This window comes from Acinetobacter sp. YH12249, from assembly GCF_013417475.1.
Classification (GTDB): domain Bacteria; phylum Pseudomonadota; class Gammaproteobacteria; order Pseudomonadales; family Moraxellaceae; genus Acinetobacter.
The window spans coordinates 14794-33011 of the sequence record NZ_VPDX01000019.1 but is presented as its reverse complement, the minus strand read 5'-3'; the positions used below and the strand labels follow the sequence as shown (position 1 = coordinate 33011).

General features: G+C 41.1%; 21 protein-coding genes. 17 read left to right on the top strand and 4 right to left on the bottom strand.

Translation table 11 applies throughout. From position 1 onward, the window contains the following. Nucleotides 1-2: 2 nt before the first annotated feature. Nucleotides 3-179 (top strand): hypothetical protein, encoded by a 177-nt coding sequence (locus tag FTV25_RS10925; protein WP_179992512.1) that lies wholly within the window; start codon nt 3-5, stop codon nt 177-179. A gap of 394 nt (nt 180-573) precedes the next feature. Continuing rightward, nucleotides 574-912: a hypothetical protein gene (locus FTV25_RS10920; protein ID WP_179992513.1), complete on the top strand. Its 339-nt coding sequence runs from the start codon at nt 574-576 to the stop codon at nt 910-912. Between the two features lie 30 nt (nt 913-942). On the opposite strand, the gene FTV25_RS10915 is transcribed toward FTV25_RS10920, so the two are convergent. Then, nucleotides 943-1113, bottom strand: a complete 171-nt coding sequence (locus FTV25_RS10915; protein WP_179992514.1) for a hypothetical protein — start codon at nt 1111-1113, stop codon at nt 943-945. 499 nt (nt 1114-1612) lie between these two features. On the opposite strand from FTV25_RS10915, the gene FTV25_RS10910 reads away from it, so the two are divergent. The 15 genes from FTV25_RS10910 to FTV25_RS10840 all read left to right on the top strand — a co-directional run bounded on the left by FTV25_RS10910 (nt 1613) and on the right by FTV25_RS10840 (nt 16165). After that, nucleotides 1613-2173 (top strand): hypothetical protein, encoded by a 561-nt coding sequence (locus FTV25_RS10910; RefSeq protein ID WP_180003527.1) that lies wholly within the window; start codon nt 1613-1615, stop codon nt 2171-2173. 52 nt (nt 2174-2225) lie between these two features. Next, complete coding sequence (locus FTV25_RS10905) at nt 2226-2507, top strand: hypothetical protein (protein WP_180003525.1); 282 nt, start codon at nt 2226-2228, stop codon at nt 2505-2507. Between the two features lie 12 nt (nt 2508-2519). Next, nucleotides 2520-3011, top strand: a complete 492-nt coding sequence (locus tag FTV25_RS10900) for a cell envelope integrity protein TolA (protein WP_180003482.1) — start codon at nt 2520-2522, stop codon at nt 3009-3011. Between the two features lie 83 nt (nt 3012-3094). Further along, on the top strand, nt 3095-5260 hold the full coding sequence (locus FTV25_RS10895) for a tape measure protein (RefSeq protein ID WP_180009799.1): 2166 nt from the start codon (nt 3095-3097) through the stop codon (nt 5258-5260). Nucleotides 5261-5305: 45 nt separating this feature from the next. Then, nucleotides 5306-6685, top strand: coding sequence for a hypothetical protein (locus tag FTV25_RS10890; RefSeq protein ID WP_180009798.1), 1380 nt, complete (start codon nt 5306-5308; stop codon nt 6683-6685). Continuing rightward, entirely contained in the window at nt 6682-7101 is a 420-nt protein-coding gene (locus tag FTV25_RS10885; RefSeq protein ID WP_180003521.1) for a hypothetical protein, read from the top strand. The genes FTV25_RS10890 and FTV25_RS10885 overlap by 4 nt, the downstream gene beginning before the upstream one ends. Next, the gene (locus FTV25_RS10880; RefSeq protein ID WP_180003519.1) at nt 7091-9055 is read left to right on the top strand and encodes a hypothetical protein; all 1965 of its coding nucleotides are present in this window, start codon (nt 7091-7093) and stop codon (nt 9053-9055) included. Before FTV25_RS10885 ends, FTV25_RS10880 begins: the two co-directional genes overlap by 11 nt. Before the next feature lie 9 nt (nt 9056-9064). Next, the gene (locus tag FTV25_RS10875; RefSeq protein ID WP_180003517.1) at nt 9065-10681 is read left to right on the top strand and encodes a hypothetical protein; all 1617 of its coding nucleotides are present in this window, start codon (nt 9065-9067) and stop codon (nt 10679-10681) included. A 53-nt stretch (nt 10682-10734) separates the two neighbouring features. Then, entirely contained in the window at nt 10735-11955 is a 1221-nt protein-coding gene (locus FTV25_RS10870) for a hypothetical protein (protein WP_180003515.1), read from the top strand. Beyond that, nucleotides 11945-12301, top strand: a complete 357-nt coding sequence (locus tag FTV25_RS10865) for a carboxypeptidase regulatory-like domain-containing protein (RefSeq protein WP_180003513.1) — start codon at nt 11945-11947, stop codon at nt 12299-12301. The genes FTV25_RS10870 and FTV25_RS10865 overlap by 11 nt, the downstream gene beginning before the upstream one ends. Further along, the gene (locus FTV25_RS10860; RefSeq protein WP_180003510.1) at nt 12298-12690 is read left to right on the top strand and encodes a hypothetical protein; all 393 of its coding nucleotides are present in this window, start codon (nt 12298-12300) and stop codon (nt 12688-12690) included. The genes FTV25_RS10865 and FTV25_RS10860 overlap by 4 nt, the downstream gene beginning before the upstream one ends. A 13-nt stretch (nt 12691-12703) precedes the next feature. Continuing rightward, complete coding sequence (locus FTV25_RS10855; RefSeq protein WP_180003508.1) at nt 12704-14722, top strand: hypothetical protein; 2019 nt, start codon at nt 12704-12706, stop codon at nt 14720-14722. After that, nucleotides 14715-14948, top strand: a complete 234-nt coding sequence (locus FTV25_RS10850; RefSeq protein WP_180003615.1) for a hypothetical protein — start codon at nt 14715-14717, stop codon at nt 14946-14948. Before FTV25_RS10855 ends, FTV25_RS10850 begins: the two co-directional genes overlap by 8 nt. Before the next feature lie 63 nt (nt 14949-15011). Beyond that, on the top strand, nt 15012-15407 hold the full coding sequence (locus tag FTV25_RS10845) for a hypothetical protein (RefSeq protein WP_034171137.1): 396 nt from the start codon (nt 15012-15014) through the stop codon (nt 15405-15407). An 11-nt stretch (nt 15408-15418) separates the two neighbouring features. After that, nucleotides 15419-16165 carry an N-acetylmuramoyl-L-alanine amidase gene (locus FTV25_RS10840; protein ID WP_180003506.1) on the top strand — a complete coding sequence of 249 codons (747 nt, stop codon included), beginning with the start codon at nt 15419-15421 and terminating at the stop codon, nt 16163-16165. A gap of 71 nt (nt 16166-16236) precedes the next feature. On the opposite strand, the gene FTV25_RS10835 is transcribed toward FTV25_RS10840, so the two are convergent. The 3 genes from FTV25_RS10835 to FTV25_RS10825 all read right to left on the bottom strand — a co-directional run bounded on the left by FTV25_RS10835 (nt 16237) and on the right by FTV25_RS10825 (nt 18210). Beyond that, nucleotides 16237-16722, bottom strand: coding sequence for a hypothetical protein (locus tag FTV25_RS10835; RefSeq protein ID WP_180003504.1), 486 nt, complete (start codon nt 16720-16722; stop codon nt 16237-16239). Then, nucleotides 16691-17344 carry a hypothetical protein gene (locus FTV25_RS10830; RefSeq protein ID WP_180003502.1) on the bottom strand — a complete coding sequence of 218 codons (654 nt, stop codon included), beginning with the start codon at nt 17342-17344 and terminating at the stop codon, nt 16691-16693. The genes FTV25_RS10835 and FTV25_RS10830 overlap by 32 nt, the downstream gene beginning before the upstream one ends. 224 nt (nt 17345-17568) lie before the next feature. Then, nucleotides 17569-18210, bottom strand: a complete 642-nt coding sequence (locus FTV25_RS10825) for a hypothetical protein (RefSeq protein WP_180003500.1) — start codon at nt 18208-18210, stop codon at nt 17569-17571. Between the last annotated feature and the right edge of the window lie 8 nt (nt 18211-18218).

Genomic DNA, 18218 nt, shown 5'->3' with positions numbered 1-18218 from the left:
GAATGAATAAACTAAATTTCGACAACATTGACCAGATACCCGTTGTACACGTAAGTGTGAAAAGTGCAGGTGACGAGACACTTATAAAATATGAATCAAATGATGAAAAGCTTCTTGAAGAAGTTGTAAGTAGGATTGATAAGAAAGTTTTTATTGTTGATGACCTTCTGCGCCACTGATAAAAGTACAAGTAGATAACCACTCTCCGGAGTGGTTTTTTAATACCTCATGTTTTGTAATATTTTGTTAGTTTAATTAGCGCTCAATAGGGCTATAAAAGATATTCAGTTAACGTTGAGAATAAAACTGCTATGACTAAAATAGAAATATTTGTCTCCATCCTAGCCGTAATAATTATTTCTACTTTTATTTATCTTGTATGTCAGTAATTTAGTAAGCTAAGAACCGCCTTTAGGGCGGTTTTTTGATAAGTGGAAGTTCCACCTGGCTATATAGGGTCAATTTTAAAAAGACTTAAAATAGTAAAACATAACTTTACAAATCCACTCTCCCTAGGCTTTAGATAAGATTGAAAATTAATGTAAAGTGCTGCCCTTAATACATGGGGATATTATGAAAAATTTAAGCTTATTCTTTTTTATTGTGATTTTAGCTGGGTGTGGACACAAGGAATCTAACGGTCAGCATCTTGATTTAGAAACAAGCAAAAAGGAACAGCTTGAATTTGCAAAAGAAGCTACAAAAAAATTCATTCCCAACCCTGATTCGGCAAAGTTCCGCAATCAAATAAGCGAGTGTGGAGAGGTAAGCTATAAAGAAGCAGATAGTGATTATGTTCCCTTCCAGCGTTTTATTGTGCTTTCAAAGGATATAGTACTTGTAGAAAATCAGACGGATCAAAAGCAATTTGAGTTGTCATGGAAGAATGGTTGTACGCCAAGCTGGAAGTAATTAAAAAGCCCTTTAATTAAGGGCTTTCTTTTATTCACCAGATGATTCAGATTTTTGATCTTTTTTATTTCGATACTCTAAAGCAACCTGTTGTGCTTCAGCTGCGGCAGTGGCTTCTATTGGAATCGAGTCAGCTGCGATAGCCACGGTACCAGTAAATCCCATTAAAGCTAAGATTAGAATTTTCGAATACTTTTTCAATTGAATTTCCTCTACGTTTCTAAGACTTAATTTCAGTGTAGAGAATGATTTAAATCACGGATGTATCAGCTATGTCGGGATATGTAAGATATTCAGGTCTAAAGTTATAGGTTTCTAGGTTTGCGTAAGAATGCTTTTCGGTTGAAACTTTTTGTTGAGTTGCTTAACGAAATGTTTGAATGCTTCAGTAGGTAGTTACACTCTAAAGAAACTTCCCTAACTTCTAAATCTTTGTAACATCCAATAATTTTTTTGTAATCTTTATGTTATTAATTGTATGCTTTGCTTATCATATGAATGATGAAAAGTGGAGCTCCGAAAATGCTGACCAAAGCCGAAATCGTTGTTGTCGTTCTAATGATAGTAGCCTTAATTCTCATCGTTTATGAGATGGGGCAAGGTCGTAATTGGGCTTTATAGAATTCAGCCTTTATTAAAGTTAAAAGAAAAGCACCTCCGGGTGCTTTTTTAATGCCTAAAATTATCTCGAGACCCCATCATGAATGATTTTTTCTTAGCAACAAATCGCAGCATTAAGCTTAAGGATATCGAAGTTCGCCAGATCCAGATGAAAGACTTTGATCAATGGCTAAAGCATGCTGAAGTGTTGAAAAACTTCATCAAAGATAAAGATCATTCAGATGAGATTTTGACAGAACTATTCAGGACTCATGGTGTGCAGGTCATATTAACTATTGCCTGTGTGACCAACCTGAACCAGAAAGCTATCTTTGATCTAACTTCAGATGAGCAAACCTTCAAGGAGTTGCTTAAAGCTGTACTTCTAGTCAATCAGGCTTACTTCAAATACGAAAAGCCTAAACATGGCATTAAAAAGAAAGATGACTCCACCTGGTTTGATTCATTCCAGTTTCTGGTATCAATGGGCCATCAGCATAGCGAGATCATGGAGATGACCTACGGCGCATTCCAGGGCTATGTTAAGGCGGCAAACAAGATGTACAAGCAGGGAATTTTTAACTCTGCTATTGCTGCACGTGCAGCCCAATCCGACAAAAAAGGCTTTGAATCATTCAAGAAAGAAATGGTTTCTGATTGATCACGCATCACCCTAAAGTTATGATGGGAAAATAATAATTTAGGGGTGAAATGTGAAATATTTATTATTAGCTTTGTGTTTAGTGTCGGGGTTTGCTTTTGCTGAGAGAACAACCACCAGTATCCGAACCCCATCAGGGGATCTGGTACGAATTGGTGATAGTCATCAATCTCTAAAAGATAAATTGGAAGTTAGAGGTCCAAGACACTATGTGCTTGATGATGGCAAACTATATTGTGCAGCTACTGAGTATGTAAAAGAAGTGGATTTGCAGGAATACACTATTATTTTATGTCGCGACAGAATTGTAAAAATCTTATGGCGTAATATTTAAGAGGGATGCCGAATGAAATACTTAATCATTGGTCTTTTAGTTTTGGCATCCGGTATGTTTTATTTTATGCACCAAAGCAACAAGGCATCAGCCGAAAGACTAAAACAAGCCGAGATTGCTCACCAGCAAAAATTAGAGCGGGAAAAAATTGATGCTTCTAATGCGGCTAAATCAGCCGCAGAACAAAAGGCCCAAGCAGAATTAGACCGCATCAGAGAGAATGAAGCTGTACAAAAGGCAGAGCAAGATAAACAACAAGCTCAAATTGAATTAGCTGCTCAGAAAGTCAAAGAACAATTAATTGACTCGGATTCAGCGAAATTTAGAAATCAAAAGGGTAACTGTGGTGAAGTAAATTCTAAAAACCGCATGGGCGGTTATGTTGGCTACTTTCGTTATATTTACGATCCGGCAAATGATGCGGTCATGATTGAAAGTGACTCAAAAAATTCTGTTTTTACTCCTCAAGTAATGGACGCTCTATGGTCTAAGTCTTGTGGATAAGTTAAGGCACTAACATGTGCTTTTAAATACCTACATTAACCCGCTTCGGCGGGTTTTTTATTGCCTAAAATTTAGAGGTCAGCATGTCTGGTAAAAACTTAACTTTTAAGCTGATTCTGGAAGGGGAATCAAAGGGGCTGGTTTCTAATGTTAAGGATGCTCAAAAGGCATTTAATGACTTGCAGCAAGCTGTTTCTGCTGGAACCGCCAGCTTTGAAAAAGAAACTAAAAAAACATCTGAAGCTTTAGGCAATCTTGTACCTTCAGAAACAAAGCAAAAAGTCAGTCAATTAGTAACTGAACTATATACTGCCGCAAAAGCATTAGATTCTCTTGGAGATGATGCAACGGTTAGTGCTGATAACTTAAAGCAATTAGGTGACTATGGAGAACGAGCACTTCAAAGTCTTCAAGATGACTTAAAACAAGCTAAATTACATCTTAATTATCTTGCTGCTACTAATGCTACACCTGAAGATATTGATCGTGCGCAGCGTGAAGTACGTGAGCTAGAGCAGGGCGTTAAACAATCAACAGTAGCGCTTGAAGCATATAAGACCGCTGCCGACCAAGCTATTACGACCACTGCAAAGTTTGATGATACTAAAAGCATTCCTGAGCTTAAAAAACAGCTTCAAGAAGCGAAGGATGAACTATTAAAACTTTCTAATGCCACAGAAGGTGTCTCCCTTGATAGCTTCAATGAAGCGAGTCAGCGGGTACATAATCTTGAAGTTGAATTAAGTCAGCTAGGTGATGAAACCGTAGAGACTACGGGTCAGGTTAAGCAATTAGATAACTCTCTTGAAGGTGCTCAGCAAGAATTAAAAGAAACGGAAAGTGCTTCAAAAGCAGTATCTGGAGAGTTGCAAGGTCTAAAAACTGGATTCAATGCAATAACAGGTGCGCTTGCAGCACTTGGAATTGGCGCTACCGCTGCTGAAATTGCTCAAACTGCTGATGAGTATAAGAACCTTTCTGGCCGTATCAGTATTGCGATTGGAGATCATGGCAACCTTCAAAAAGCCATGGATGATGTTAAAAATGTCTCTATAGCAACCAACTCAAATTTAACAGCAACTGGGGATCTGTTTAGCCGCCTAACCAAGATTGGCCAAGAGATGAAGTGGCCTCAAGAACAGGCATTGGCATTAACAGAAACAATTAACAAAGCTATTCAGGTTGGAGGTGGATCTGCTGCATCTAATGAAGCAGCAATTACCCAGTTAAACCAAGCATTAGGTTCTGGTGTACTTCGCGGTGATGAATTCAACTCCATGATGGAGCAGTCACCACGTTTGGCTCAAGCATTGGCAGACGGTTTGGATGTAACCACTGGCAAACTGCGAGAAATGGCAGGAGAAGGTAAGCTTACTACTGATGTGGTAACCAAGGCTTTATTAAGTCAGTCCGAGAAAATTACTGAAGAATTTAATAAGTTCCCTACAACCATTGGCGCATCTATTGAAAACTTAAAAACAGCTTGGACTATCTACATTGGTGAGGCTGATGCAGCAACTGGTGCAAGTGCAAAAGTTGCAGAGGCAATTAAATTTGTTGCTGAAAACCTAGATACTATTGTTTCTACATTAATGCTGGCTGGTCAGGCATTTGTGGCTTACAAAGCTTTAAACATCGGTCTAATGTTCTTGGATAAAGCGAATAGCGTTAAGGCTGCATCATTAGCCATTACCCAAGAAACAACTTCGGTTGTAGCCAATACACAGGCGCAAATAGCTAACGCTAACGCAACTAGAGCCACAGCAGTGGCTAAAGGGCAGTTAGCAACATCAACAGCTACAGCGACCGCTTCTGCCGGTACAAGCTTGATGGGCTTGGTAGGTCGTCTAGTTACATTAGGTATTGCTATTACCTCGCTTGGTGTGATGGGTGCAGCAACAGTCGGCATGCTTACTCCGCTTGGTGAGTGGATGGGTGAAGCAGCTGCTAAAGCCATGGGTTATGGTGAGGCTATTGAGAAACTTGAGAAGCAACAACTTCTTGAGGCAGCACAAGCCAAAGTTGCAGCCGAAATTAAGGCAGAACAGGCAGCCGCTGCAGAAAAGGCTAGAGATAAAACTTATCAACTAACAGAAGAGTCAAAAAAGCTTATTACAGCTTTTGATGAGTTGATCAAGAAAGGTGAATCTGCCGTTGAAGCATTGGAAAAGCTTCAGGATTCATTAGTTTTTGAGTCAACCAAAAGTATCAATGATTCAGTGACGGCCCTATTTTTGCTTGAACAATAGGGAAAGATCTCATCGGAAAGCCTTAAAAAGTCTCTAAAAGAGGCCATGTCTAGCGAAGATCTGGTTGTGTTTGCTACTAATGCAAAAGCAGCTTTCGCAGGAACCTCATTTGAAGCTCAAAAGATGGTGCTTATTGCTGAGCAAGCCATGATTTTGGCTGTTGAGCGAACAGGTTTTAGCTTTGAACAACTTCAAGGAAAGGGGTCGGCTGCATCAAGATCACTCGTTAATGATATTCAGGTCATTATTGGGAATCTTGATGAGCTAAAGAGACAGGGTCTTGATACAGCACTTGTTTTAAACCAATCAATCACAAAAGCCGTAGATGGTGCTGAGACCATTCAGCAATTGAATGCTATTCGCAGTCACATTAATAGCCTCAAGAGTGAACTTGGTGAAACTGTAACAAATGGGCTGCTACATCAAGTTGAAGTTCAGGCATTTAATATTAATCGCCAACTTGATGAGATGACTGCTGGTGTTAACTCCGTCAATGAAGCATTTTCTGTATTTGGTTTGCGATCACGTGATGAAGCAAAACTTATTGCTGCTGAATACAAAATGGCGTATGAGGTCTTGCTTAAGAGTGGAGAGGCTTCAACTGATCAACTTCAACAGGCATTTAAAAAATATGCTGATGTAGCTGTTCAGGCTAATGGTGGTGTGGTTGATGGATTTATTCGATCTCAAGCCTTAGCTTTGGATTTAGAAGTTCAGGTTGATGAGACGGGTAAAACAGCTGTCAAATCAGCGGACGACTGGGAAAAAGCCAATCACCGTGTCAGAGACTCTGCTTATGGAATCAGTGATGGTTTTCGCCATGCAGGGCAAATTGCACGTGAAGAAGCCAAATCTTCTACCGAAGCCTGGGCAGATGCAGTTTCTAAAGCCAAGAGTGATTTTAATAAGGAAATGAAGCGCCAAGGCGAGGCATTGAGTAAAGGAATCTACGAATACGATTCTTACACCAAGTCTGATGTGATTTCACAGCTGAAAAGCAAAGGCTATGACGATAAAGAAGCTGAGAAATTGGCTTCTACCATCTGGTCCAAGGCTATGGCCGCTGATCGTGATGCTAAAGCTGAAGGTCTTGGAAAGGAAAGCAGCGTGGCAATGAAAGCATTGATCAATGCTGAATTTGATCGAGCTGCAGCCAATGGAACAACCACTCAGCATGGTACCAATAAGATTAATGAATTGCTCCGCAGTATCAATGTCGCTTCAACTGGTTCCAGTAGTTTGAGTGACTATGCGCCGTCAATTCCTTCTTCACCTTCGGTTAGCAATTCAAGCCAGCCAAGCAAAGAGGTTACCTATAACTTCGACTTCAATGGCAAGCAAATGAAATTCACAGGCCCAGCAGGTCAGGAATCCCTAATGAATGAACTTGTTAATCAATTAAAAGTACAGGCGAAATCAACATGAAACTTATTCGCTTAGCAACATCAGAGACCGTCCCATTAGAGGACGGTTTTTTATGGTCTGATGAATTCTCATGGAAAGCCATTGAGCAGACTCAATCCTATGCCATGGATGGCACTTTGCATATTCAGGAAGGCAAAAAGAAATCAGGTCGGCCAATTACCTTGCAGCCGGCAGATCAGGAAATGGGCTGGATCAAGCTACGTGAATTACGGACTGTTCTTGAATGGTCAAAATTACAGGAAGAGAATTTCAAACTGAAGTTTGAGCAGCCTCATGACAACCGAGAATTCATAGTCAAATTTAATCACCAGGACGGCGCTTTAGAAGCCGCACCGGTAAAAGGAATTCCAGCTGTATCACTGGATGATTATTACAACGTGACATTACGCTTTACGGAGTTAAACGATGGCGATTGAAACTAAGGATTTAGTAATTTACAAGTCTGAACGCTTGACTGATAACTCGGATGGCGGTGGTAAATATTCTGGTGTTGTAGTGCAGGATGGCATTAGTAATAACCTGTTCAATGATGTGTCGGAAATGGATCGCACCATGGGCGATGTATCTATGCGCAAGATCTTTCCGGCAGTTACTACTGAAGACACTGATCTATTAATGGGTGCAACGGTTTTTGTATCTGAGCTACCAGAGGATCCAAACGTATCTGCACTGCTATTCAGCACCAAAAACTGGACCGATGAACGCCAGTCTGCCCAGAACCGGGTGGAAAACTATCTAGCCAAAGGCGGTCAGATCGCAGGTACACCACTGGATACCCACTGGAAAGGTATGTCATCACTGCAGGTGGCTATGTTTCCTCAGGAAGTGGAATCTTCAGTAGGTGACACCATTGTCCTGATCAGTGATGAAGGTAAAGCTTTAGAGCGTGAGCAGTATGTACGTATTACTAAAGTTGAAACACGAACTGCTGTAATGGTGGTAGATAACAAGAGTGTCGAGTACAAAGTTGCTACTTACTCGCTAAATGATCCGCTTGAGATCGACTTTGTGGGTCTTTCAGCTCGTCAGTGGTATCAGGGTAACGCAGTATCCAAAACCATCATCCGCGATACGATTGTTGCGGATACCGGGCTGTATTATTCATCTACAGCACTGGCATCTGATGCAAACGTTGGAGAATTCACAGTCAATGCCAAAAGCATCTTTGCTCAGCTGATTCCCTCCGCTCAGACAGAGACCCCAATTATTGATGTCAATGCTGCAGGTGAAAGTGTGGTGTTGGTAGCAGGTAACGAAGGCACCATTACAGCCAGTTATCCAAACATGGCAATTAGTGTCAGTCAGAATCTGTATATCGGATCAGCTGTGATTCCTTCCAGTATATCTTTTACTTTGCAAGGTCAGCAGATTACAGATCAAGGTGGCTTGCTCAAGAATACTCAAGGCACACAAGTTGGCACGATTGATTATCAACGTGGACTAATTCAGTGGACAGCAGCCGCTCCAACTGGAACCATGAATCTGAATATCACATTCAAACCTGCGGTAGCACCAAATCAGTACTACCAGAGCCATGCCATTCCGGTAACTCAGAATAATCAAAGCAACAACTGGACTGGGGTGATTATTCCAATTCCAGCTCCGGGTGCTTTATCAATCTCATACATGAGCCAGGGAAAATTCTATGAACTTAAAGATGATGGCTCGGGGCAGTTAAAAGCTGCCAGTCCATCTTTTGGTTCAGGGATGATCAATTACGAAACTGGTTCCTGGTTACTAACCACTGGCGCACTGCCGGATGTGGATACACCGATTCTGCTGAATTGGGGAACACCAATCGTTACCTTTGTACGGTCAAATCTGAATGTAGATAAAGCAGCATTTGATTTCGATTTAGGTCGACCAGGTGTATTGCCGGGTATCACGATTAACTGGATGCTTGAAGGTGAAGAGAAAACAGCAACCTCCAATGCCCAGGGCAAATTTACCGGTGATGCCACCGGCGAAATTAATTATGCCACCGGGATTGGCAAAATCATTCCGAATAAGTTGCCACAGAAAGGCACAGTCTTTTCAGTGATCTATAACTACGGCACTTCACTTGAACAAACCAAGATGGATGTTACCCCTGCAAATCAAAAGCTGACCTTTACCATTGGTACAGGACCAGCAATTCAGCCAAATAGTGTTGAGTTAAAAATTCCACTTCAAAGCAGTGAGGGGATTGCAGGGTCTGTAACTCTGACAGATGTGCCGGTGAATGCAACTATGGGTAATCTGGTGAATAGCCGCGGTCAAGTGCAAGGCACCATTATCTATGCCACTGGCGCAGTTGAAGTCACACCAAAAAGTACAGCGAGCAGATTTGTGCAAACCTTTACACCTATGGCTACCTATGCGGCTGCCTAGCGAGGAAATATGTCTTTTTATTCTCCACAAACATCCAGTATTTCTGGTGAACAGGTTGAACTGAAAGCCTTTGGTGCTGTAGATGTTCAGATTAAATATCGTGATACATCAGGATCGAACTCGGCAACCCATATGGTGACGGCCAATAAGCTCAAACTGGATTTATCCTCTGGCTTTGATGAGCAGATTTTGACAGGCTCAGTCCGATTTAAGGTGGGTGCTGATACCTTCCTGGATCGCACTGGCTTGCTATATCGCAATGTGAATCCGGCCAATAACAGCGGTATTCAGTCTGGTGTCATTCAGTATGGCACCGGAATTGTTGAAATAGATTCCTGGACACCAAATGCGGACAACACCATTGTTCTTGAGTCATTAACCACAACAACTGATCTGCTGCCAATCAATAAAATCAGCTTCAGAACACCTATTATGCCAATTCGTCCGCAATCACTTACAGTAGTTGTCGGAACGATTGAGTATGGTCAAATAACACTAACTGCAGATGAAAACGGGGTGATTGAAACGCAGCTGGCCCATGGTCAGGTCAATTGGGATAATGGTTTTGTCACGATTTATTTTTATACCAAAACCAAAATCACCGAAGCCAACCGTGCGGATATTGAGGCAAACGACTGGTATGACCCACTATTAGAATATCAGGAAGGGGCAGATACCTTTATCAATGTTCCAGTCTGGGTAGATGCTTCATCGGTGCGTTATAACGCAGTCGCGTATACCTATATTCCTCTGGATTCTGAAATATTGGGTCTGTCTGCTACACGCTTACCGATTGATGGTCGGGTACCAATTTTCCGGGTGGGTGGTATTGGTATTGTCAGCTCAAGCAAGTCTCAGGAATTGTCAAGTGCGATTGCAGGTACCACATATGACCTGAATGATCAGCGGATCTCATGGGCAGAATTGGAAGATGCCAATGGCACAAAAGTACCGTTTGATCTCTACACTATTGATTATGATTATGGTCGTTTGACATTGGGCGGTGACTTCGCACTAGGCAATCTGGTTGCACCACTGACAGTGAAATATCGCTATCAGGATATGGGTCTGATTCGTGATGTGCAGATCAATGGCCAGCTAACATTCACCAAGCCTTTAACGCATAACTATGATGCAGTGGATACCATTGTCGGATCGGCGCTGGTGATTGGCGATATGCAGGCGCGTTATACCAGAAAGTTCGTACAAGGTTCATGGAATGGCGCTTGGGCAGATGAAGCAACAGGTAGTGGCATTTCAGCTAACTATAACGATGCGCTATATCCAATTACTGTGACCAACAAAGGTGCGATTCAGGAACGATGGGCTTTAACTTTCACAGACAATACCAATTTCCGTTGTGTTGGTGAATATTCGGGGCAGATCGGCACGGGTGGTGTGAATGTCGATTTTGCACCGATTAACCCCGTGACTGGCTTGCCTTACTTTACAGTGAAAAAGGAAGGTTGGGGTGCAGGTTGGGCAAACGGTAACGTGCTGCGCTTTAACACTGTAGCTGCAAACTTCCCAGTTTGGGTGATTCGTACAGTGAAGCAATCTGAGCCAACTGTCATGTCAGATCAATTCCAGATCATGCTGCGTGGTGACATTGACCGCGTGGTTTAAAAGTTAAATCAAATATGACCGCTTATGCGGTCTTTTTTTATGGGTGAATGAAAATGGCAATGAAACAGACACAGACTAAATTATTTGATTTTTCTGATGTAGGTTTGGACTTTTGTGCGGGGTCTAAAAACCTATTTCCAGATCGTTTTAAGAAAATGTTGGCACTGGGGTATAACGAGCAGACTGTTTCAAGCGTGGCCGTGGCAGGCAATCAGGTCACACTTACTTATGGTGGCACGCATGGCTATGTGGCGGATCGTGTTCTAAAAGTCAGTGCTCCTGAGATTTTAGGTATCAATGGTGGTGAATTTGTCATTGATAGTGTGACTGCAAATACAGTTACGATGACGATTGATGGTGCACCAGCTTCAATCGCAGGCAATTTTACAACCAAGGTTGCTTCGCTTGGTTGGGATTTGGTTTATGAGTTAAATCATATTCAGATTTATAAGTTCAAACATATCGATGATACGGATATGTATGCACGATTATGCTTTCAAAATGCGACCACTTCGGGTAACCGTAATTGTATGGCTGTTGGGATAGGGAGAACAGTGGATCTCAATTTAGGACACATCACTGACCCTAATTGTCTACAAGATCTCGCAACATGCGCCACGGTGGCAGAAGCAACCTCCAATATTCGATGGGATTTTAGTGAATCTACCGCAGCAACATTTAATAACTACACTTATAGCCAAGGGTATTCAACATTTGGTAATGGGTTGGTGGTTGGTAGTAAATATCATATCGTTTTTTCATACAATATTATGTCTGGGAGTGCCGGTGGTAACAGGGCGGCAGTTGGGGTGGTTCCTGCAATGACGCTTAATTATGATGTTTTAAAATACCCGGTGCTTTTCGCTCAGAATAATGGAGCTAGTACCACTACCGCACAATCTCAAACAAGGAGTTTCGCCGCTCTCATTGGGGTTTATCCAGTGCGAGTTGATGTAGCAACATCATCGGGAAATGAAGTTTATTCACCTCAAGCAAACTCATCTTTTTTGCCCAACACAGTGGACGTATTTAATACCACAGTTGCACGACCAATTCAGTTATTCCATAAAGGCACAAACCAGTTTTTAGGTTGCTTAATTGGTGGAGTGTTTACATCTGGGTTTAGCGCAAATAGTGGTGAAACCCCCTCTATGGCACAAAACCAATCCCCATCAATTGTTATGGATATAGATTTTAGCAATCGCGTTGTTCTTCATGGGTTTGGGGCTTTATGGGTGGCGATTCCAGTCGAGGTAATTAAAATTGAACATTAAAATATACAGGGTCTTTTATGGCGGATATAGCCCAAATTATGCAAAATTAACACAATTGGGCTATGCATTTATTCGTTTGCCTAAGCCGATTATTACGGTATTGAATGTAGATCAAGGCCTTGGTCAAATCAAAGGCACAACCAAAAAAGTAGGTGCTAATTATTCACCTGTGCCTATCTGTGTTTTTAAGCGTAGTAACCGACAATTGCTTTGGGAAACTACATCAAAAGCTGATGGTTCTTATGCCTTTAGAAACATTGCAGTTGGGCTAGAATGTTTTGTAGTGGCCTTTGATCCAAACGAAGAATACAACGCAGTGATTTCAGATAAAGTGGTGGCAAAATGATCCAAACCTCTTTAGCTGCCGGGCTGGCTCAATTACAGGCACTGGCAAATTTTTTAGATCAAGGTAGCGCAAACGCTACCTTTGTTTTTTATGATGATGCAAAGCCTACAAATGTAACGGTAGCAGCAAACAATAGCGCCAGATTGGTTACATTAACGCTGCCTAAACCCTCAATCAAACAAGTGCATACCGATTACGTTGAGTTGAATCAGACAGATGCAGCAACAGTTATAAAATCAGGCACTGCAGTTTGGGCGCGTTTATTTAATGGTGAAGGGAAAGCAGTTGCTGACTTTGCGGTTGGATCTGACATAACTCTGGCAAATCCTAATTTAGTGCTGGGCAGCACTCTTATGATGAATTCACTGATTCTACGACCATCAACATAAATGAGGTGGACATGTGTCGAACTATATTCCACCCGATGGCCACCAGGTAAACCTTAACTTTAAAGATCCCGTCACCGGCTCTACCGATCTTAACTTCGGCAGTGATGGTCAAAACCTTGTTTCTCTTGATGTAGTAATCAATACAAAATTTATCCCTGAACTTAATGCAGTTAGTGATACCAATGATGTATTAGATGCTCAGATTAATACGGGCTTTAATGCAGAGTTTAGTGCTGTTACAGGGCAGTTTGCACAGCTAGATGTACAGCTACAAACCGGTTTTATAGCTGAATTATCTGCCGTCAGAATTGATCAGTATTGTGCAGTGGATGCGGTCATTCAAACTGGATTAAATGCCCAATTTGAAGCGTTATTCGATATTAATCATCTGGTAGGCGTGTCTTATGGTTTTGACATTCGCTACCAAAAAGCCATAGCAGCCTTAGGTACCACAGAAATACCATGGGCCAAGCCAATATTAAGAGTCTCGAATGAGGCTCTTTTTTATGATCAAGGCTTGGTAATTTCTAATCAAGTGGATATTTGGCATGAGCATGCAGGGTCGTTAAATCGCGCGATCAGGTCGCTACATGAGCAAGCAACCGGATTGAGTTCTGATGCGTATGTAATTTGGGAAGATGGCGATAAACGCTTTATTCACCAGCGCTACCTGCATGAGGAAACGATCAAACTACGACATAACCGGGAAACGGTCTGGCAGGAAATGATCCGCAGACGTAAGCAATTTACCTATTCATATGAAGTCGCTGAGCAATTTGAAAAGTGCTTTTCATTTGAATGGGACAAGGGTCTAGAGATCATCACCAAGTCGGATTTACCTTGGGATAAAGCTAAAGCGATTCATTACCGCAAGCATCCGGTTCAACCTTGGCCAAAGCCTGAAATACCTAAATATGAGGGCACTGGTGATTTAAATTTTATCTGCTTATGTCATGACGTTGATTCGCACAACGTTGTTTTAAATTTTGGTGCAGATGACTGTATTCCAGCACTGCCAAACAAGAACTGGTGGTATATCGTGAATACATTAACAGCCGAGCGATTAGATACCGGTGAGAAAATTAAAGTAATGGATGGCACTTATAGTAGCAGCCGGTCTCAATGGTGCTGGACCTACTCCATTACAGTGGCCCATACCGAGAAAGATAAACTACAGCCGATCGATGGGCAGCCGGTTATTTTAAAACTGGTCATCAATGGCTTTGAGCATCATATTTTGCTGGAAGATCCAGAAGAAACCCGACGTTTTGCCAGTGTTTTATACACTTATCCAGGTCGAAGTGTTACAGCGTTGAACTCAGATAAATACGGACCAACACGCTCATTTATCCAGGATAACGAACGTACTTCTGTTCAACTGGTTCAGGCTGAACTAGATCGGGCTAATGCAGGTACTATTCTAGATTGGAAGCTCATGGATGAACTGGGCTGGATCGTTCCGATTGAAAGCCTGAGCTATGCAGAACTTGCACCAATCGATGCAATCAAGCAGGTCGTTGATTCAGGCGGTGGCTTTATCTATAGCCAGAAAGCAGGCAACACCCTGACTATTTTACCCCGGTACCAGAAAGGCTATTGGGATACGATGACCGTAGATGACTACGATATTCTTTTGTCTGAAAGCCTGGTGATGCAACAGAACATTAAGAAGAACGATGAATACATTGCTGACTTTAATGCTATTACCGTAGTGAATAGTCGAAGTGGTGAAAGTCTGAAAGTACAGCAGCGCGGTACTTCGGGAGATGTGCCACTGGAAACAGTCACTGGTCCATTATTTAATGTGGTATCTGGTGCCAGTTACGGAAAAAATGCATTGGTGAAAGCTAATATTCAAGAACTGCACACTTTCTCTGATATTCCAGTTAGCCAGGGAATTGGTGAGATGCTACCTGGTAAAACCATTGCCTTCAATGGTCAGTGGTGGGGTGTAATTGATTCAGTATCAGGCAGCTTCTCACATGAAAAGGTCAATGAAACCATTACCGTGGAGCGCATCAGCCGTGAGTAATCCTTTATTTGAATTGCGTAAGCTCTTGAATCCAACCCATGCCGAATACATTGGCACCATCACATCAGTGAAGCATCCAGAGTATCGGGTGCAGATCGCTGGTGGATCTGGTCCAGTACTTTGCACCTCTGGTACAGCCTACAATTTAGGTGCCAGAGTATTCATTTCAAACCAGGTGATCCTAAGGCCAGCACCAACTGGTCAGCATTCAGAAATAGAAGTCTAAACTTAACCAAATGACAGCACCTTTTTTAGGTGCTTTTTTATTGCCAAAAAAATAGGGGGGAGTATGCCTGACAGTGAAACGTATGGGGTGCGAGTTGAGAAAAAATTAGATCAACTGCGCTTGGAAATGGGTGAATTAAACAACAACGTCATTCGCTTAACTGAACGGAATGAATATTACCAGTCACAAGCTGTGGCAAACCGACGGGATATTGATCTGCTTCAGGCGGATATGAACCAGGCTAAAGGAGGGCTCACCTTTGCGAAAGCCCTAGGTGGAACTGCTATTGGGCTACTCATTGCCTTTGGTTCATGGATAGTTCAAGGGAGCACAGCACTTGCTAAAGAAAATGCAGGACTAAATCAAAAATTAGCCATTATCGAATCAAAGCAGATCCGCATGGATACAGACCTGGCAGCAATGCGGAACCAGATTGATCAACAAAAAAACAAACAGTGAAGAGAGATAAGATGAAATTAATTAATGAAAGTGTTTGGAAGTTTGACTCAGTAAAATACGGCGCCTATATGGCGCTTTTTTTATCCTGCGTACATTTAGTTTTGCAGGAAGTGTATAACGCCAATGTCTTGCCTGAACCGTATCAAACGATTGCTTCATTGGGCTTGATGTTCTTGGCGGTGCTGATTGGCCGTAAAAAGGCTCAGCCAAATCTATCGCAATCTTTAGGTTTTGCCACTATCACGGCAGGACATAGCAATTCTGATCCTGGTGCAGTGAATGGCAAAATTAAAGAAGCTGATTTGGTGACTAATTTCAGGAATGCGGTTTCTTTTTATTTACGTGAGGCAGGCATTCAGGTCAAAAATGATGGTACCGGATCACAGAATGATCCGCTTTCATCGGCCATCAAGTTGATCAAAGGATCTAGTGTTGCGGTTGAATTCCATATGAATGCTGCGACTTCGAGACAAGCGAATGGAGTAGAGACAATTGCCTTGCCAAAAGATAAGAAATTGGCACAGGATCTATCTGCAGCTGTAGCAACTGCATTGGGCAGCCGATTACGTGGCGATAATGGCTGGATTGACCAATCTAAGTCAGCACGTGGCCGCTTGGCGTACGTGAATGCTGGCGGTTTGATTGTGGAGCTTGGTTTTATTTCGAATGAAGCTGAGCTTGCAGCATACCAGGCACGTTATTGGATTGCAGCAAAAGCTGTGGCCAAAGTGCTGATTGATTATGAAAGGTGCAATTAAGATTTTACTGCTGTGCAACCCTAGGGTTCACAGCTTTTTTAAAACTTTAATATAATGCTTGGCTTGAAAAATTAATCTTTATTGCATTTAGTGTCTTGGCCTAAAGCACGTAGTCTATCTCGCTCCAAACGCTTTTGAAGTAAATTTTGATTGGCTTTTTCTGTTAATAGCTGAGCTTTCATCAAATGAAGAGTAAGCTTAGAATTGTTAGCATCAGACGGCGTGATAGTTGTTTTAAACAGATAGGTGCCATAAGGTGCTTTACCAAAAAAAATGGCAAGATTTTTTTCCCGATCTAAATTTGCATCAACTAATACATATGAATTCGCAGTTTTTACCTGCTCACATCTTAAATACGCTTGCTTTAAATTCGCATAAGCATCTACATATCCCAATGGAACATCTACTGACCCACCTTTGCCAATTGACTTAGAGATTAATTCACTTTCAGAAGTCGGCAAGATCATTTTTACGCAGCCCTGTAATAGGACTAAGGATGCCAATAATCCGAAAGTAGCTGTTTCTTTAATATACTTTGACACTTTTGAGATTTGCATGCTCAACATCTTCAACAATTCGTTTTTTAATTACAATAGAGTCTGGATCGTTTGATTTAAATCTTGAATCTACTTCATATTCAGCAATAAATACTCTTGGCTTGCTGCCTGGAATACGATCAACACCAATCACATAATCTTTATTTTCTTCCAAGGTTATATTTTTAATTTCAGTGAAATAACTATGGTTACCTATTCCGCTAACAAAAACAATGTCATGTTGACCAACCGGTAGTTTTAATTTTGCTTGCGAGTAATCAAATCGAGTCATTGTAGTAGAAGGGCTGATGATTGAATTCTCAACAAATCTTACGCGTTTTCCATCAAAGGTATAAACGGTATATGGGTACGCACTAAGGGAGCCAGAACCCTGAAAAAATGTATAAGGAATAGTTTTTATCGTTGCATATTTTTGCTCTTGGCTAACAAGTTGATTTGTATATGCCGTCAACTTTTCAGAGGTGGGTGCATTCGATGGAGTATTTAAATAACGCGCTTCTTTAGGAATATACAGTGGTAGCATAGAAACAGATTTTTTATCATCTGCAGTTTCTACAACCTGACATCCAGTTAAAAATCCCAATATCCCTAATAGTAAAAAATTTTTTATATTCATTGCCATATATTCAAATCTGATGATAATTTCGTAAATGCAATATACTCATAAAATATTAATATTCAAATAAATTTACTGTATATTCCATATTTTTTTAAACTAACTGGCTGTAATTTAAGTAAAAGTAGCTTTATTTAAGTTTTTTAACGCTGTGCATCCTACTAGGCTACACAGCTCATTCGATTACGACGAATGTGAATGAAAGAATATGTATTGAGGTGATTTGAGAGTTAAGCCTTATAGTACCGGCGTAATTTTTCAATTACGGATCTATACTTAATCCTACTACCTTCACATAATGTGTTGTAGCTTTGAATAAACTCAATAGGCATAGGAGTGTTGAGTCCCCTAAACGTGGTATTTATTGCCTTATAATATTCTTCTAAATCATCAATAACACTTTGCAGGTTGGGTAAAAATTCTTGATTGTAATCATCTTCTGGTATTATATGACCCAGTATGCATAAAGATGAAGCCATAATATTTATAATATCCCTTAGTTGTTTTAGATTAATATTCAACTCCTGCTGATAAGAAATTTTATGAGGTGTTGACAAATAATCCACCATGAAGGTATTAATTCTAAGGAGGTTTAAGTCGCAATCATAAACTGAATCCATAACCTTCATGCAAAGTTGAGCATCTATCCCTTTATTATGCTGATCCTTCCAATCATTAAATAAATAAGCTGCAATAAAAGCAGCCCATAGTGTTGCAACCCCACCAAAGTAACTGCCTAAAATATTTATAGCTTCTTTTGCAGCATTGGGTGACTCAAGACATAGTAATAAAACCCAGAATAAAATGTAAACTATAGCCAATATAAATATTCCACCAATGACACTTAAAGCCAATGGATTGATTCTTTTCAACTTTTCAC

Excerpts from the sequence above, each read along its gene's own strand:
- FTV25_RS10925 (WP_179992512.1), top strand. The coding sequence starts at position 3 with ATGAATAAACTAAATTTCGACAACATTGACCAGATACCCGTTGTACAC.
- FTV25_RS10920 (WP_179992513.1), top strand. The coding sequence starts at position 574 with ATGAAAAATTTAAGCTTATTCTTTTTTATTGTGATTTTAGCTGGGTGT.
- FTV25_RS10910 (WP_180003527.1), top strand. The coding sequence starts at position 1,613 with ATGAATGATTTTTTCTTAGCAACAAATCGCAGCATTAAGCTTAAGGAT.
- FTV25_RS10900 (WP_180003482.1), top strand. The coding sequence starts at position 2,520 with ATGAAATACTTAATCATTGGTCTTTTAGTTTTGGCATCCGGTATGTTT.
- FTV25_RS10895 (WP_180009799.1), top strand. The coding sequence starts at position 3,095 with ATGTCTGGTAAAAACTTAACTTTTAAGCTGATTCTGGAAGGGGAATCA.
- FTV25_RS10890 (WP_180009798.1), top strand. The coding sequence starts at position 5,306 with ATGTCTAGCGAAGATCTGGTTGTGTTTGCTACTAATGCAAAAGCAGCT.
- FTV25_RS10885 (WP_180003521.1), top strand. The coding sequence starts at position 6,682 with ATGAAACTTATTCGCTTAGCAACATCAGAGACCGTCCCATTAGAGGAC.
- FTV25_RS10880 (WP_180003519.1), top strand. The coding sequence starts at position 7,091 with ATGGCGATTGAAACTAAGGATTTAGTAATTTACAAGTCTGAACGCTTG.
- FTV25_RS10875 (WP_180003517.1), top strand. The coding sequence starts at position 9,065 with ATGTCTTTTTATTCTCCACAAACATCCAGTATTTCTGGTGAACAGGTT.
- FTV25_RS10870 (WP_180003515.1), top strand. The coding sequence starts at position 10,735 with ATGGCAATGAAACAGACACAGACTAAATTATTTGATTTTTCTGATGTA.
- FTV25_RS10860 (WP_180003510.1), top strand. The coding sequence starts at position 12,298 with ATGATCCAAACCTCTTTAGCTGCCGGGCTGGCTCAATTACAGGCACTG.
- FTV25_RS10845 (WP_034171137.1), top strand. The coding sequence starts at position 15,012 with ATGCCTGACAGTGAAACGTATGGGGTGCGAGTTGAGAAAAAATTAGAT.
- FTV25_RS10840 (WP_180003506.1), top strand. The coding sequence starts at position 15,419 with ATGAAATTAATTAATGAAAGTGTTTGGAAGTTTGACTCAGTAAAATAC.
- FTV25_RS10835 (WP_180003504.1), bottom strand. The coding sequence starts at position 16,722 with ATGCAAATCTCAAAAGTGTCAAAGTATATTAAAGAAACAGCTACTTTC.
- FTV25_RS10830 (WP_180003502.1), bottom strand. The coding sequence starts at position 17,344 with ATGGCAATGAATATAAAAAATTTTTTACTATTAGGGATATTGGGATTT.